At 51.0% G+C, this 14,048-nt stretch carries 17 protein-coding genes; 6 read left to right on the forward strand and 11 right to left on the reverse strand.

Going from position 1 to position 14,048, the window contains the following annotated elements:
• Positions 1-123 precede the first annotated feature (123 nt).
• From FA92_RS20385 to FA92_RS20400, 4 genes are all read right to left on the reverse strand, one after another.
• On the reverse strand, positions 124-459 hold the full coding sequence (locus FA92_RS20385) for a nuclear transport factor 2 family protein (protein WP_033784947.1): 336 nt from the start codon (positions 457-459) through the stop codon (positions 124-126).
• A 250-nt stretch (positions 460-709) separates the two neighbouring features.
• A complete protein-coding gene (locus tag FA92_RS20390) occupies positions 710-1,018 on the reverse strand; it encodes a hypothetical protein (protein WP_013196065.1) in 309 nt (102 codons plus the stop codon).
• A gap of 3 nt (positions 1,019-1,021) precedes the next feature.
• Positions 1,022-1,657: an NAD(P)H-dependent oxidoreductase gene (locus FA92_RS20395; RefSeq protein WP_013196066.1), complete on the reverse strand. Its 636-nt coding sequence runs from the start codon at positions 1,655-1,657 to the stop codon at positions 1,022-1,024.
• A 24-nt stretch (positions 1,658-1,681) separates the two neighbouring features.
• Complete coding sequence (locus FA92_RS20400) at positions 1,682-2,461, reverse strand: alpha/beta hydrolase (RefSeq protein ID WP_033784948.1); 780 nt, start codon at positions 2,459-2,461, stop codon at positions 1,682-1,684.
• Positions 2,462-2,581: 120 nt separating this feature from the next.
• Between FA92_RS20400 and FA92_RS20405 the strand changes: the two genes are divergently transcribed.
• Positions 2,582-3,598: a helix-turn-helix domain-containing protein gene (locus FA92_RS20405; protein ID WP_013196068.1), complete on the forward strand. Its 1,017-nt coding sequence runs from the start codon at positions 2,582-2,584 to the stop codon at positions 3,596-3,598.
• Positions 3,599-3,735: 137 nt separating this feature from the next.
• Here the strand turns inward: FA92_RS20405 and FA92_RS20410 are convergent, their stop codons facing one another.
• Positions 3,736-4,266 carry an Lrp/AsnC family transcriptional regulator gene (locus FA92_RS20410; RefSeq protein ID WP_239780556.1) on the reverse strand — a complete coding sequence of 177 codons (531 nt, stop codon included), beginning with the start codon at positions 4,264-4,266 and terminating at the stop codon, positions 3,736-3,738.
• 80 nt (positions 4,267-4,346) lie between these two features.
• Here FA92_RS20410 and FA92_RS20415 point away from each other — a divergent pair, with 80 nt between their 5' ends.
• Together FA92_RS20415 and FA92_RS20420 are read left to right on the forward strand one after the other, a co-directional pair.
• The gene (locus FA92_RS20415; RefSeq protein WP_033784949.1) at positions 4,347-4,976 is read left to right on the forward strand and encodes a LysE family translocator; all 630 of its coding nucleotides are present in this window, start codon (positions 4,347-4,349) and stop codon (positions 4,974-4,976) included.
• A 356-nt stretch (positions 4,977-5,332) separates the two neighbouring features.
• Entirely contained in the window at positions 5,333-5,644 is a 312-nt protein-coding gene (locus FA92_RS20420) for a cupin (RefSeq protein WP_033784950.1), read from the forward strand.
• A gap of 137 nt (positions 5,645-5,781) precedes the next feature.
• On the opposite strand, the gene gstA is transcribed toward FA92_RS20420, so the two are convergent.
• Positions 5,782-6,387, reverse strand: coding sequence for a glutathione transferase GstA (gstA, locus tag FA92_RS20425; RefSeq protein ID WP_033784951.1), 606 nt, complete (start codon positions 6,385-6,387; stop codon positions 5,782-5,784).
• Between the two features lie 110 nt (positions 6,388-6,497).
• On the opposite strand from gstA, the gene FA92_RS20430 reads away from it, so the two are divergent.
• Positions 6,498-7,382, forward strand: a complete 885-nt coding sequence (locus tag FA92_RS20430) for a LysR family transcriptional regulator (RefSeq protein WP_197061523.1) — start codon at positions 6,498-6,500, stop codon at positions 7,380-7,382.
• Between the two features lie 23 nt (positions 7,383-7,405).
• Here the strand turns inward: FA92_RS20430 and FA92_RS20435 are convergent, their stop codons facing one another.
• The 5 genes from FA92_RS20435 to FA92_RS20450 all read right to left on the reverse strand — a co-directional run bounded on the left by FA92_RS20435 (position 7,406) and on the right by FA92_RS20450 (position 12,606).
• The gene (locus tag FA92_RS20435; protein WP_239780557.1) at positions 7,406-8,365 is read right to left on the reverse strand and encodes a hypothetical protein; all 960 of its coding nucleotides are present in this window, start codon (positions 8,363-8,365) and stop codon (positions 7,406-7,408) included.
• Between the two features lie 58 nt (positions 8,366-8,423).
• Positions 8,424-8,660: a hypothetical protein gene (locus FA92_RS23710; RefSeq protein WP_239780558.1), complete on the reverse strand. Its 237-nt coding sequence runs from the start codon at positions 8,658-8,660 to the stop codon at positions 8,424-8,426.
• A 225-nt stretch (positions 8,661-8,885) separates the two neighbouring features.
• The gene (locus FA92_RS20440) at positions 8,886-9,854 is read right to left on the reverse strand and encodes a YiiG family protein (protein ID WP_033784953.1); all 969 of its coding nucleotides are present in this window, start codon (positions 9,852-9,854) and stop codon (positions 8,886-8,888) included.
• A 96-nt stretch (positions 9,855-9,950) separates the two neighbouring features.
• On the reverse strand, positions 9,951-11,807 hold the full coding sequence (locus FA92_RS20445) for a M48 family metallopeptidase (protein WP_343251858.1): 1,857 nt from the start codon (positions 11,805-11,807) through the stop codon (positions 9,951-9,953).
• 361 nt (positions 11,808-12,168) lie between these two features.
• A complete protein-coding gene (locus FA92_RS20450; protein WP_051926572.1) occupies positions 12,169-12,606 on the reverse strand; it encodes a DUF2628 domain-containing protein in 438 nt (145 codons plus the stop codon).
• 404 nt (positions 12,607-13,010) lie between these two features.
• Between FA92_RS20450 and FA92_RS20455 the strand changes: the two genes are divergently transcribed.
• Complete coding sequence (locus FA92_RS20455; RefSeq protein WP_033784955.1) at positions 13,011-13,352, forward strand: hypothetical protein; 342 nt, start codon at positions 13,011-13,013, stop codon at positions 13,350-13,352.
• Positions 13,353-13,423: 71 nt separating this feature from the next.
• Positions 13,424-13,981: a hypothetical protein gene (locus FA92_RS20460; protein WP_033784956.1), complete on the forward strand. Its 558-nt coding sequence runs from the start codon at positions 13,424-13,426 to the stop codon at positions 13,979-13,981.
• The last annotated feature ends 67 nt before the right edge of the window (positions 13,982-14,048 follow it).

A 14,048-nucleotide genomic window follows, 5' to 3' on the forward strand; every position in this document is an offset into this window, starting at 1 on the left:
AAACTGACTGTCACTCACTCAGCCCAATGTTCGCTCTGAGCAAACCGCGGATCTTTGACAGCGTTTCTCACTCAATGTGAAAACTGGGATACGTTAGCTGTCAACCAGCGATTAAACGCACAATCAGGGGAAATAGAACCATGCTGTAGAAATGAGGTCATTTTTGATTTCAAAAACAGCAACGCTCTCCAGAGGCTGTTCAGATAAACCATATATTAATTCGTGATCGAAAACTTTATTACCCATTACGATTCTGGAAATAAGTTCTGCTCTAAGTAACGGATTGTTAAAGCGATTATTTATGTAAAACTCACGTAATGATTCTTTACCAACTGTTGAAGGACGCTCACCTGGCATCCGGTAGCCTTTGAAATCCTCTGAAAAGCAAGACATGAATGCTTCAATATTGTGTGCATTATAGGCTTCAAACTGAGCTTTAACGGGTGAATCGGTAGACATAAAAGCACCCCATGTGATTTTTTATTCATTTTGATTGCATATAAAATCACATGGGGTGCGTAATAACAAGTTCAAAAATAAACTGAGTCAAATTTTGATGCAGTCCTTTTCTGACACAAAGCGGACTGACAGCAGGTCGGTGTCTGCTATGAGCGAAAAGCAGACATAGCAATTTAATGTAAAAGCGCCCTGATGATACCTGGGACAGACTTATTTCACAGGTTTCAGGACACTTTACTGTTAGCCAGGATCAGATAAAACGGGCTTTCTCCGCCCATTTCTCAGGGAACCCATGGGCGCATAACGCCGGCTCAATGCTCATTACTTTTGCATCTGCAATGCTATGCATGATAAAGGGATCTTCCTGTAGAAAGTTATGAATATCTCTGACGTTATCCCCCTGAAAAAGTATATAGCCGCCAGCACCATTGCTGAACGGGCCGGCAAAAAGGATTTTCCCTTCATTAAATCCCCTGACCAGCCATTGCTTATGTGCGTCAAGTTCAGCAGAAATCGCATCGGGTTGTGTCAGGTACGTAAGCGTTACGGCGTGCAGCATGATTTATTCCTTAACGGCAGAAACAGCATTAATGGCCTGGGGTATCAGGGACAACGAACGGGAAATTTCTATGAGCTTTACTTCATCGCCTTTAGATGTACCTTCAGCACGAACAAATTCAACGCACGAGATGCCCAGAAAGCCCAGAAACTTACACAGGAATTTTTCCTGGAAGTCCATTTCTTCCAGTGACGTACCGGTGTAAAAACCACCCCGGGCAGAGGCAATGATGACTTTTTTTCCGCCAGCCAGACCGACAGGTCCCGTTGGGGTATAGCTGAAGGTTTTGCCTGGCTGGGCAATCCGGTCCATCCAGGCCTTCAGCTGGCTGGAAACAGAAAAGTTGTACATTGGCGCGCCAATAACTATCACCTCGCTTTCAAGGAACTCCGAGACCAGAGAGTCTGATAACTTTCGTTCAGATTCAAGCCGGGCTCCAGCTACCGGCAGACCGGCAACAGGCCTGAATCCTGCAGCAATCTCACTGGTAAGATGACTGATTTCGTCTTTTACAAGATCCCGGTAAGTGAGCTGATGCTCCTGACCGGCAGCCATCAGCTGTTTCACTATTTCGGCCGTCAGCTGTCGGGTTACAGAAAATTCATTGTTGATACTGGAATCAAGATGGAGAATTTTCATTGCATATTTTCCTGGGATGAGGGGTCAGTGAATACTCTGCGCCGCCTTTATAATCAGTGCGGTCACGTCTTCGGGATGAGAAATCATGGACAGATGATCTGAGCGAATCCGCGAGATGCTAGCGCCGGCCTCATGAGCAAAACCGGCCTGTACTGACGGATTCAGCGCGTTGTCATTTTCTGTGAGTAGATACCAGGAGGGTTTCTTTCGCCAGGCGGCTTCCTTCACTTTTTCCTGAAAGGCGGCAGCGGCGACAGGCTGCTGCACAGCAGCGAGCAGCTGGCTCTTTTTGATGCTTATCTCATTAGCCATTACCTGATGAAACAGCCCGGGCTCATCAAGCCAGATAAGGCCGTTTTTATCGGCTTCCATACCTTTCATGGGGGCATGAAATTGCGCCAGTGCATCAGATACGGATTGATTGCTGTCAGGAACAAGGGCGGATAAATAGACCAGTCCCTTGACGTTGCTGGCATTGCCGGCCTGCGTTATCACGGCACCTGCCCATGAATGACCAACGAGCAGAACGTCACCATTCTGGCGCTCCAGTACGCGCTCAGTTGCAGCCACATCATCCCGCAATGAAGTCAGGGGATTCTGAACAGCCGTTACGTGGTAGCCGCGGTCCTGCAACAGGGAGATGACGTCAGACCAGCAAGAGCCATCAGTAAAGGCACCGTGAACCAGCACGATATTCTTTACACCTCCATCCTGTGCCATAAGCATCGGGTTGTGCGTTAACAACAGACACAAAATAAAAGCGCCTTTTCGCAGCGCGCCGGACATCACATTTTTCATCCACATAACTGTGTTTTCCCCGGGGTTTTAATTTCAGCCAGTGTAATCACTCTAAAAGAGGGTATGTAGTGTCATAAATGACAGGTAAGATGCAAAATCGGACATTTTCCATTACTGGAGGTAAATATGCGTGTTGCGTTACTTGCACTTCCGGGCAGCATGCGTTCGGCGCTTGCGGGGCTGGCTGATATGTTCTGGCTGGCGAATCAGGTGATCGTGCAAAACCCTTCGGTCAACCCAGAGCTATCCAGGAATACACCTTTTTTTGACGTCAGGACGATTACCGCTGACGGGAAGCCGGTCAGGGATGTTCAGGGACGAATTATCGAAAGTGATGGCTCGTTTAATGAACCGGACAGCTTCGGGCTGATCATTGCCAGCGGTATGCAGCTGGATGAGCAAAGGTTCCCGTCTGACAGAGCTGCCGTAGCGAGTGCGGCCGGCTGGATAAGGCGAAAGTATTCAGAGGGAAGCTGTGTTGCCGCAGCCTGTGCAGGGGGCTTTGTGCTGGGTGAGGCAGGCTTACTCAACGGGCGGGTATGCACCACAACGTGGTGGTTATATCCAACTTTTGCAGAACGCTATCCAATGGCAAAACCTGTATGGGGAAAAGCTCTGGCCGAACAGGACAATGTGATCACCGCAGGCGGACCACTTTCATGGGTTGATCTGGCTATACACGTGGTTCGCAGTCACGCAGGTAGTGAACTGGCAAAGCTGACCGCTGACATGGCCGTTGCTGACAGCCAGCCTCTGTCACAGCAAATTTATGCGCCCGCCGGATTTCTCAACTCAAGGCATCCTTTGCTGACTAAAGCAGAGAATTTGCTTCGTTATCAGAACCCTGCAATGACTGTAGAGCAGCTTGCTGCAGCCCTGAATATGACGACCCGGACGCTTAACCGCAAAATGAAAACGCTCGTCCAGGAAAGCCCGAAAGACTTCATTACGCGGGTTCGCATCGAAACGGCATCCGTACTTATGGAAAGCCCCGGGAAAACCCTTTCCCAGATCGCCAGTGCATGCGGGTACGGCGATGAAACGGCTTTCAGGCGCGCCTTCAGCACCATAATGGGGATGTCACCCGGGAGTTTCAGAAAGCGACTTTCAACCAGGATCCCTTCAAACTCAGGCAACGAATGACCGCGCTGCGCTTTCACCGTCCTGATGTTCTTGCTGGTGCGCTGCTCAGCTGCTGTTCCGGTCTGATGTAACTTCTGGCCGGTATCAGGAGCCTGAAAAAAATGCTAACCGGAATAATGGCTGTCTGACCTGACATCTCAGGCGATATGGTCAAGCGGCAGTGGAGCAGGTTCTTTTACCACCTGTATAGCAAAAGTACTTCTGATATCGCGTACGCCGGGAAGCTGCAGCAACACCGTTGTATGAAAAACTTCATACGCTTTTAAATCAGGCACCACCACGTGTAACAGAAAGTCTGACTCTCCGGAAACCAGATAAGCTGAGATCACTTCTGGCAGTCGTGCAAGCGCCTGCCTGAGCTGGATTGCCTGTTCATGATCGTGCTTTTCGACTTTAAGCCCAACCATAACTGTCACCCCCAGCCCTACCTGCTCTCTGTCAACATTAGCGGTATAACCCCTGATGATGCCCTGTTTTTCAAGATTCCTTACTCTGCGCAGGCAGGGCGATGCAGACAGACCAATCTTTTCTGCAAGTTCAATATTAGAAAGCCTGCCTTCAGTTTGCAGCGCAGAGAGTATTTTTCTGTCAAATGAATCGAGTTTGAAATTTGGCATATTCAAATCACTTATTATTTTTTCCCGCAATATAATGCCAATATGTAACATTTATCTGTTCATTATGGCAAGGACGTGCCCTGGGTTTTAACGATAGAATTTTCCCAACTTCAACCCATTACAGGTTTTCTATGTCTGATTATTATTTATTCGCACTGTCGCTGGTGCTTATCTTTTCTTTACCAGGACCCGATATGATCCTGCTTCTGCAGACCAGCTCAACGGCAGGGAAAAGGGCGGGCTTTTTGACGGTACTCGGACTGGGCACGGCCAAGCTCTGCCACGTTATTTTGACGGCGCTGGGCCTGGGAACTTTGTTCAGGGTTGTTCCCGTCTCTTTTGAAATCGTAAAATATGCCGGTGCGGCTTATCTGTTCTGGCTGGGTGTGAAAATGCTGCGTCCGGCAGGCTTTTTTCATACTCCTGATGCGCATAAGTCAATCCGTATCCACAGGGGAATCCACTATTTTGTTAAGGGACTGCTGACTAATCTGCTTAATCCTAAGGCACTGCTTTTTACTTCTATTTTGTTGCCGCAGTTCATTTTTCCCGATAAAGGGAATGTCCCTTTTCAGTTTTTTTTACTTGGAGCAGCTCTGCTTATCATCGGATTTGTATTTGATACTGCTTATGCCCTGGGAGGCGTTTTATATGGGCGCTTTTTAGAAAAAAACCGTCGTTTCCAGCGGACACAGCAGTTTGCATTCAGCCTGCTGTTGATCGGCTTTGGTGTACGCCTTCTGATGATGAGCCATGTATGACATAGTTTGCTAAAAGCCATGGCTGCAGTTCTTCAGAGAAACAAACCTGAACGTTCGCTTCTGGCACGAAGCGGACGTCGGCTCCGTCCCAGGTCTGGGATCTTCCGTAAGAGAGCGTTAGCCATACACAGAGATCATCAGGCAGTCATCTGATAAAAAACAGGATTCGGACTTCGAAACGCCCTGATTCTAAGAGCATCCCATTTTCCGGCCCCTCGTTCTCTGATCCCACCTCCCAGCTTTGCCATCAAACGGACAACCCAGGGACAAATCAGGACAAAATACGGCAAGCGTGTAGAACCCATCAACGCTCTCTGCTATTCATGACGTTAAATCACGTTTGTGAGAGAGAAAAGATGAACTTTTATCGCAGTAAAGCATTTACCGGCGCAAAAGCCTGGGATGCTCAACACATTGCCCGCTTCGACAATATCAGCGTGAAACTTCACTGGACCGATCAGCCCTATAAATGGCACATCAATGACGGACAGGAGGTTTTTGCTGTCATGGATGGGTGTGTTGAGATGCAATACAAAGAAAACGGTCAAATCAAAAGCAGGGAACTCAAACCAGGTGATATTTTCTATGCCAGCGAAGGGACAGAACATATTGCGCGTCCGCAAGGTGTCTCCCGCGTGCTGGTCATTGAAAAAGAGGGTTCCGTTTGATTAAGGTCTGCACCGTTAACCGGTAAAGCCGGATGTCAGTGTCCGCTTTGTCCATCAGGCGCCCTGCAGGCAAGATGTAAGCATCTGAGCAGATCAGACCTGCTATGTATCCCGTTATGGCGAAAACGATGCCGGATTTACTGTAACGTCTCCGCCAGTAATGCCGCCTGAACAGCAGGGCGCGTATTAATCGCTGCCCTGTAAGCCACCAGCGCAGACCAGCGATCCAGTTCAATATTGAAGTACTTACACCAGCCGAGTACGGTAAAAAGGTACGCATCAGCAACGCTGAATGACGCCCCCATCAGATACGTTTTATCCGTCAGCACCTCCTGCAGATAGTCGAATCGTTTAAAGAGCTTCTCACGAAAAATTGCCAGAACAGCGTCCGGAAGTATCGTATTGAACAAGATCGCGGACCCGGCGTGGATTTCGCTGCTGATGAAATTAAGCCACTCCTGCAGCCGAACCCGCTCCCAGCTTCCTGCTGGTGGTGCCAGCCCGCTATGTGGCATCAGATCAGCAAGATACTGCACAATCGCCGGCCCTTCAGTCAGTATCTGACCATCATCCAGCTCCAGCGCAGCGACATAGCCTTTAGGATTAATGAGGCGAAAATCGCGACCGTCAGCGGTGAGTTTGCTCCTGTTATTGACTCTGAGCAGTTCAAACTCCAGTGCCAGCTCGCGCAGGACGATGTGAGGTGAAAGCGAGCAGGTATCCGGGGCGTAGTAAAGTTTCATCGGTTCTCCGTTAAGAGTGAGTGCTGTTCCTGAACATACTATGTTTAACCTGAATGCTGCTGTAAAATTAATGATTCATAAATAAACTATTAGCTGAGCTACTGATAAAGATGATGAATCTTGTGCACTGGCGCCTGATGGTGGCCGTGGCCGACGTCCGAAACATCTCACGTGCCGCCGAAGCGACAGGTATGACCCAGTCTGCTGCCAGCCAGGCGATTGCCCAGCTGGAGTCGTCACTCGGGTTCCCGGTGTTTGCGCGTGAGCGTCGGCACATTGGTGTCACCGCGCTGGGTGAACAGGTGATTGAACATGCGCGAACAATGCTGGAGCAGCTCAATGCGATCCGTGAGCTTGCTGATGATAGTCGGGGGTTACAGGGCGGTCATATCCGGCTTGCCAGCTTTCCCTCTGTGACCTCCATACTTCTGCCTGGCCTGTTGCGGAACGTCAGGCGTCTCTATCCGGGCATCGAGGTTGTGGTGCTTGAAGGAACAGATGAAGAAGTTGAGGAATGGCTGGCAGCAGACACCGTTGAACTGGGGGTGGTGATGAATCCCGCGCCCGGACGTGCAGATGTGATATTAGGCCGGGACGCATGGGTCGCGGTGATGCCCGTCAGCTACCCGCAGTCTGGCGCAAACGGGATAACATTGCAGGCACTGGCAGATCAGCCCTTTGTGCTGGCAACAGGCGGGTGCGTGGTGAATGGCAAAAGCCTGATCGAACAGGCGGGGCTCCAGCTCTCTGACGTGCGCATAAAAGTTCGCGACTGGATCAGCGCCTGCATGCTGGTACGTGAGAACATGGGTATTGCGCTGGTACCCGAATCAGCCCTGCCGGCAGAGCGGCGCGGCCTGTCTGTCGTGCCGATAACCCCTGCGATACACCGTGAGTTCGGGCTGGTCTGTTCGCCCTCAGGAAAGGCTTCTGAGGTGACGCAGGCACTGCTTAAAGGTATGCGCAAAGAGCCGGGTAAGGAAGCGGCTTCGTGACCCGGCGGTAGAAGACCTATACCTCAGAATTCGCGTATCTGGTCGAACAGCTGGTAAAGACGCGACTGATCCTCAAGTGAAGCGCCTTGTTCGCCCAGCTTCTGTTCCAGCGGATTCAGGACATTGAACAACACACTGTAAATCTCTTCACGTTCCACGGTCTCGATCGCCTTCGAACGCCGGTCGATGAGATTAAAGGCTTCGGTGTAGGCTGTTACGGCGGCCGTCAACAGGGCTGCCACATCCATGTTGCTGGTAATATTCTGTGTCGCAGTCCGCAGGTTTTTGTAAGCCAGCGCCGCTTTTCGGGCATGCGTGGCCGAAATATGTTCGCGACCATCCCAGTCGCGGAACGGATTATGCAGGTTTTCAGTCAGCCACTCCGGCTTGCGGGCCTTACTCAACGAGAGGTCCAGCCCCAGCGTTGTCGCCTGCTTATAAGCGATTCTGACATAACTCACCAAATCAGACGGGACGCTGGTCATCCACAGGCTGGAGAGATTCGGCAACTGTCCGGGACGGGGAAAGTCGGCCGCGCTAAAGCCAAAAATGTTGGAGAGGGTCAGCATCTGCAACAGTGGCAGTGCAGCAATACTCTGCATTTGGCTGACCACGCCGGGGTTCCCCCAGAGACGCAACTCAGTCAGACAGGGAAAACGCTCCACTACAGGTGCCAGATCGATCGCTCTTACGCCCGTCAGTGACAACGCCCCGAGCCGATCCAGGCCCTGCAGTAACGGCAAACCCAGTGAACATTGCAGACAGAGGTTACGACCTTCCTGATGCGTCTCTACCTGTAAATCTGACGAGGGTGTTGTGGTGAGTGACAGCAGGGCGAGATCAGGATTCAGCCGCACATGGCTCACGCCTTTCGGGTTCAGAATCAGGCGCGACGGGCGGGTTGCCGCGACATCGATCGCGCTGACCACGGCGGACTGCCAGTGTCGTTCGTTGATAAAGGGATGCTGCCGGATGTATGCCATCAGCCCGGGCGTGCCATGTGCGTTCTCAAGGGGCATCAGACAGGGCAGTCGATCCAGTTCAGAGATCAGTCAGGGTTTGCAGGATGCTGTCATTGACGCGAGTGGTATTCTCACGAAGTCTCTGACCACCGACGATGACGTTGCGTGTGCCAGAGACGGGCTGAAAATGCGCACGCCGGACCGGGTCGATTTTCTCCCAGCTGCGCTGACGCGCCAGACTGTCTCCCACGTCCCAGCCGAATTTATAGGTGCTGACGTCGTTGTCTGCCAGTGGCGGCAGGTTAGCAATCAGCACGTGCCCCGGTGGCACACTGGCGGGAACGTAACCCTGATCCAGGCTCTCTTTGAGAAATAGTAGCTGCTGCGCAAAGGCTGCAGACGGCTGGCTTCGGTTTTGTCGGGCAGATGTTCGCCCGCCCAGTCGAGTTGCAGAATGGCTGCAAGGGCTTTGCCACTGGGATTAGCAGGCTAACAGACTGTGCCAGCCCGCCCCGGAATCTCATGGGGGCGGGCAGCCAGCTTACAGGCGGTTACTGGCCTCGACCAGTTCGTTATAGGACTTTAAAACGCGCATCGGTGAACCCGATACCATCCAGCCCGTATTACCGCTTCCTTTCAGCAGACTCTGCTCACCTGTGCTGTAAGGCGTTTTATCGCGGACCCGACGCATGCGATCTTTGCAGTCTTTCAGGAAGGTTCCTGCATTCTCCTGGAAGATGGACCAGGTTAATGGCTTGCCCGCTTCGCTGGCCGTTGCCTTTCCTGCCTCAGCCAGCAGCGCACTGTAAGCATCAATCGATTTTGTCATCTCCGCCACATCGGGCGCGGACGCGGTAAGCACGGTCGCCAGCTGTTTAGCCTGAGTGACTAATGCCAGGCGATAGTAGCGACTATGGCGGCCCTCAGACTTTTCAATTTCAACGAGCTGCGCAGCGGTGAGGACATTGTTCTCTTTCTCAACTTCGGCACCGAACTGGTCGCTGGATTTCATAAAGCGGTCAAAGGCCTGCATGAGCGGCTGATGCATCTGCTTGCCTTTCGCGAAGCCATCATCCTTGTAATCATCCTGACTGTAGTAGAGGTGTGCCTCTGAAACCAGCGGCTGAAGTGCCGTTAAATCCGCCAGATACTGTGTGGCTGCCTCATCCAGCGCCGGCATTTTTGGGCTGGCTTTTGATGCCTCATTGATAGCTTCAGTACATTTATCCAGTTCGTAAGGCGTGACATCCCCCAGCAGGTTGACACTGCGCTCCTTGCCGGTGGGGCCCTTTTCAACATTCGCAATCCAGCTTACATAGCGCAGAGCACTGTCACGGACCGATCCATCGGTGGTGTTAAAACATCCCACATAGGCGTTCAGTTTAGTGGTGAGTTGCGCAGTTGTATCCTCTGCAACGACCTGCGGCTGGCTCTGCGGAGCCGGTTTTGCATCCGCTTTATCACTGTTGTCGCATGCGGCCAGTGGCAGTACGAGGGCGGTTACCAGCATCCCGGGTAATAGGGCCCTGCTTGCTCTTTTAAACACAATAGCTCCTTTATTTATTGAGTCAGAAATACAAATTCTGAATAGATGATGCGCTGTGCGTCAGGCGCTTTGCGCCTCTGCTTCTTCTTTCAGTAATGCCCGGACCGTCTGATGACGATGCCAGTACAGGCCGAGGATATTCTTGAAGGCTTCAATCTCCTTCTTCAGGCCCGGCAAGGGAATCTCACTGCGCTTTTTGCCCTTAGTGTTCGGCTGCTCATGCTGCACGTAGAGCTTATCCCGGCCGAAATTACGAATGACGTTGATGTTTTTAACGTTATCCCAATCCAGCAGTTCGCCGGTTTTCGGCGACACGATGCCCTGCCAGGTGATGACAATCTGCGAGCCATCTTTCAGCGTGTAAGGCACATTGGGGAAATGCTTCAGTACCAGCGCGGTTTCCATCTCTCCTTCAGGCTGATAGCGCCAGGCCAGGCTCTCCTCATGCACCGAGGAGAAGTCGTGTTCATATTTCTGCCACAGCTGCTGTTCGATCTCATTGGCAACCGGCATCAGATCGACCCAGCTCTCGTCCGGGAAATCGGCGGCGACCATGGCATAGTCGGCTTCGTCGATGTTGTAGCCGACGTTGCGCATCCTTTCTGCCAGCGGAGGGTGGGAATCAAACGGATGAGGCACATTCTGTTCGCGGACAATGCTGATAAAGTCTGGAGTGGCGACATGCGCTGGCAGACCGGCAGCGATAGCTTTGCTGATGCCCAGTTCGTTTTCGTGCAGCGTCCGGTCATTAAAGAAGTTACGTTCAACTTCGCTGCGGTAGCTTGCATAGGCCGACACTTTGATCAGCGATTCGATAATCGCGGCCGGGGAGACCAGGGTTGAGGCATTACGGTCCGCCACAAACTCACGTTCACGGCTGTTGCGCTGCCACGCCAGCTCAAACAGCATGCGATAGAGATAGAGCGGGTAGTAGACTATCAGCGTAGCCAGGTTCTGACCCATCAGCTGCATATAGAGGTCAAAGCGATGTAGCTTCGGTCCCAGCAGTGCGCCAGAGGCGGTGTCGCCTTCGTGAAGGTGTGTCAGCTCATGAACCATCACACCATCCGCCTGCGCCACGGTGAGCTGACGCAGCAGTGGAATACTGACATAGAGCTTTCTACCGCTGAGCGGGTGTCCGTTTACACTCAGTGGGGCTTCCGTCACGTAGAAGTTGGTGTCGATGCCCGCAACGATATGATCGGGTGGTGTGGTGCCGACTCTGGCGGCCAGCATATCAATCTGTGACCAGAGTGCCGGAGCGGCTTCGCGGGTCACGACTTCGCCTTCAATACTCTCTTCCGGCGGAAGTTTTTTGAAGATGCCTTTGATCATGTAATACATGCCGGCCAGCACCAGCAGGCCGACCGCCATCACCAGCTTTGGATAGTAGGTTTGCGTGAAGAAAGCAGTACCCCAGAACGACAGCCAGACCAGCATGGCGCCCTGAACTATGACTTCCAGAGAACAGGCCAGCATCAGGAATTTACGGGCCAGCGCCAGACTGATGACCTGTCCCCGGCGGCTTTTAAAGGCCAGCGCGCTGAACAGCAATACCATCAGCAGGACGACCCCGCTGCTGATCAAGGTCCAGATGGCCACTTTATCCATCATATAAAACTGCCACAGCTCAGATTGCGGTGCGCAGACGGCGTTTTTGTAATCCTGCAGATTTTCATCGACCGGACCACAGACGCTGGACGGTGGATTCTGCTGCAAAAATGCCTGCAGTTTGCCGGTATTCTGCTGTTGCTCCTGCGCATCGTTCATGAATAACTGGGTGTACTGCTGGTCAAGTTGCGAGTTGCCATATTCAGCAAAAACCAGGGTGATCACGGGGACCAGAAACAGTGTGAACAGCAGCCAGAGAAATACCTTGAGATAACCCTTTTTCAATTCCGTTAATGATTTCAAAATAACAACATCCTATATGTCAGTGAAAGGGGAAGCTGCTTTTTAAGGAAATTCTGAAAAGAATGCCCTTGACCCGGCTACACTTTGCAGGACATGTTTGCGAGCTTCAGCGATATGATAATTAATGCAAAGTGCTCTAAGCCAGTCAGCACCTGTTCATAAAAGCGCAGAAAAATATTTCATGGGCTTGTCAGGTTGCCAGCAGATTATTCTCCTGACGGCACCCTGTTGTTCTGCCGCGACAGTAATAATTTGAGTTAATATTCATTATTTATTTCGGTCAGCCTCCACCATGAAGTTAAAAAAGCTGCCTGTCTGCTGACGCTACACCAGATTTACTATTTTGCCAGTTGCGCTGAAAAAATTACCAGCGCATCCCTTTAAAGGGATTCCAGCCGTTATCGTCTTTTCTCTCTTTCAGGTAGTAACTGTAATTCGTGCTCATGCCGTACAGGGCATTAAATCCATAACCCAGACCGACCTGGAGATACCGTGGGAATTCTATGCCCGCAATCGCTAAGCCGATGATTAATACAGTATAAACAGCCACCATAATTAAAATCAGCGAGATGTTTTTCTTCCACAGGCCGAGTACAAACAGATAAATCGGGCCGAACAGGAAGGCAATTAAATTCATGTTCACTCTCAATTTTTGCCTGAAAGGAAGTTGTTTTAATGCCTGTCTGAAAGCGGGTGTACTGGGAGCACCATAACGGTCAAAAAAATCAAAGCGGGCCTGCCACTTCGCACTGTACGCTTTAGCAGTATTGATGTTTTCAATATTTTCAATCGGTTGTTTCATGTTTTCCTCACTACCCTGTGCAAAAATCTGGCGACCCCGAGCCTATTACAGGCGGATGACAGCAATTAAATTACTGCTCAATGCCCGCCGGAGCCGCAGAGACGAATTTTAAAAACAGTCATGCTAGCGTCGCAATTCATTCGCGCCGATATAATATCGTTACGAAACAAATAGCCCTGCCGCACCCTGGGGGCAATATTAGCGTGCTAAGTACGTAATTCAGGATAAGCAAATCATTGGGAAATAACCCTGGCAGCTTCAGGTGTTTTATTATGAAGCTGGCATGGCAGCCCGATTGGAACAAAGCCAATATTAACACCAAAGAAAATATCGCCACAATGATAAAAATATGTTAATTTTCAGAAAATCATTCCTCGTTCCTCACCCATTTAAAGGATATAAAGATGATCGCATGGAGCGGAGTCGGATTTTTTGTCGCATTATTAATTTGTGCCGCCTATCTGCTGTGTAAATGGCTGCTCGATTTTTATTACTACGACGGTTTTTTTGTTGCCCATTTATGGGCGACAGGGGCGGCGCTCATCGTTGCCGCTCTTTTTTGTGCGGTCTTCGTCTGGGCGCTGCGGCAGGAAAAATGGCTGGACTCAATCGCTGCAGCGACGAAGAGCGAGCCGATGATGGCCCCCGAAAAAACCCACAACTTCTTTTTTATCCCCGTTCTCTACTGGCCGATTATTCTGTTACTGCTCGGCTCAGGGATCTCTATTTACGACCTGAGCCGATAACGCCTCTGCCTCGCCGACACCCGATGTGGTGTCGGTGAAATGGAAATATTCACTACACGAAGGAGTTCACGGTGAAATTACGTCAATCATTAAACATTATGGGTACCCTCTGCCTGACTGCTGCTCTTGGCAGCGCTCCGATGATTGCATCGGCAGCCGAAGCGAAAACAGCACAAGCCGCAAATCCGCAGACTCAGACGCTCTCTCTGCTGGATGGCAAACAGACTTTCACTCTGCAGGGCTATGAAAAGCAGCCTGTTCCGGGCGGCGGACCAGGTACTATGTATGTCAACAAGCAGGAAAAACGCGTGTTGATCATTGGCGAAGAAGAGATCCCGGTGATTGCCCGTGGCGCCAGTGATGCTGATTTTCTTAACGGCATGAAGTCGATCAAAGATAAGCAGAAGCAGGCCTCACCTTCTTACAAAGTGATTAGTGAGAAAACCGAAAATGCCAATGGTCTGCCGGTCTATCATATCGAAGCTACTGACAAGATGGGTGGCAACGATGTGCAGCAGGCTACTCTGCTGGCGGTCGCCAACAAGAAATTCACCGTTATTCAGGTGGTTTCAAATCACAAAGACAAGGCTGGCCACCTGAAAGCGGTTAACAATATTCTGGGCAAATAAGCCGATAAGCTTGGTTAGCGGTAAGACGGAGCCTGCGAAGGGAACACGGTCAGATCGGAAAGTCGCT

It is taken from the genome of Pantoea sp. 9140 (assembly GCF_000745295.1).
GTDB lineage: Bacteria > Pseudomonadota > Gammaproteobacteria > Enterobacterales > Enterobacteriaceae > Pantoea > Pantoea vagans.

Excerpts from the sequence above, each read along its gene's own strand:
- FA92_RS20455 (WP_033784955.1), top strand. The coding sequence starts at position 13,011 with ATGATCGCATGGAGCGGAGTCGGATTTTTTGTCGCATTATTAATTTGT.
- FA92_RS20415 (WP_033784949.1), top strand. The coding sequence starts at position 4,347 with ATGTCTGATTATTATTTATTCGCACTGTCGCTGGTGCTTATCTTTTCT.
- FA92_RS20430 (WP_197061523.1), top strand. The coding sequence starts at position 6,498 with ATGATGAATCTTGTGCACTGGCGCCTGATGGTGGCCGTGGCCGACGTC.
- FA92_RS20450 (WP_051926572.1), bottom strand. The coding sequence starts at position 12,606 with ATGAAACAACCGATTGAAAATATTGAAAACATCAATACTGCTAAAGCG.
- FA92_RS20390 (WP_013196065.1), bottom strand. The coding sequence starts at position 1,018 with ATGCTGCACGCCGTAACGCTTACGTACCTGACACAACCCGATGCGATT.
- FA92_RS20405 (WP_013196068.1), top strand. The coding sequence starts at position 2,582 with ATGCGTGTTGCGTTACTTGCACTTCCGGGCAGCATGCGTTCGGCGCTT.
- FA92_RS20385 (WP_033784947.1), bottom strand. The coding sequence starts at position 459 with ATGTCTACCGATTCACCCGTTAAAGCTCAGTTTGAAGCCTATAATGCA.
- FA92_RS20435 (WP_239780557.1), bottom strand. The coding sequence starts at position 8,365 with ATGGCATACATCCGGCAGCATCCCTTTATCAACGAACGACACTGGCAG.
- FA92_RS20395 (WP_013196066.1), bottom strand. The coding sequence starts at position 1,657 with ATGAAAATTCTCCATCTTGATTCCAGTATCAACAATGAATTTTCTGTA.
- gstA (WP_033784951.1), bottom strand. The coding sequence starts at position 6,387 with ATGAAACTTTACTACGCCCCGGATACCTGCTCGCTTTCACCTCACATC.
- FA92_RS20420 (WP_033784950.1), top strand. The coding sequence starts at position 5,333 with ATGAACTTTTATCGCAGTAAAGCATTTACCGGCGCAAAAGCCTGGGAT.
- FA92_RS20440 (WP_033784953.1), bottom strand. The coding sequence starts at position 9,854 with ATGCTGGTAACCGCCCTCGTACTGCCACTGGCCGCATGCGACAACAGT.
- FA92_RS20410 (WP_239780556.1), bottom strand. The coding sequence starts at position 4,266 with ATGTTACATATTGGCATTATATTGCGGGAAAAAATAATAAGTGATTTG.
- FA92_RS20400 (WP_033784948.1), bottom strand. The coding sequence starts at position 2,461 with ATGTGGATGAAAAATGTGATGTCCGGCGCGCTGCGAAAAGGCGCTTTT.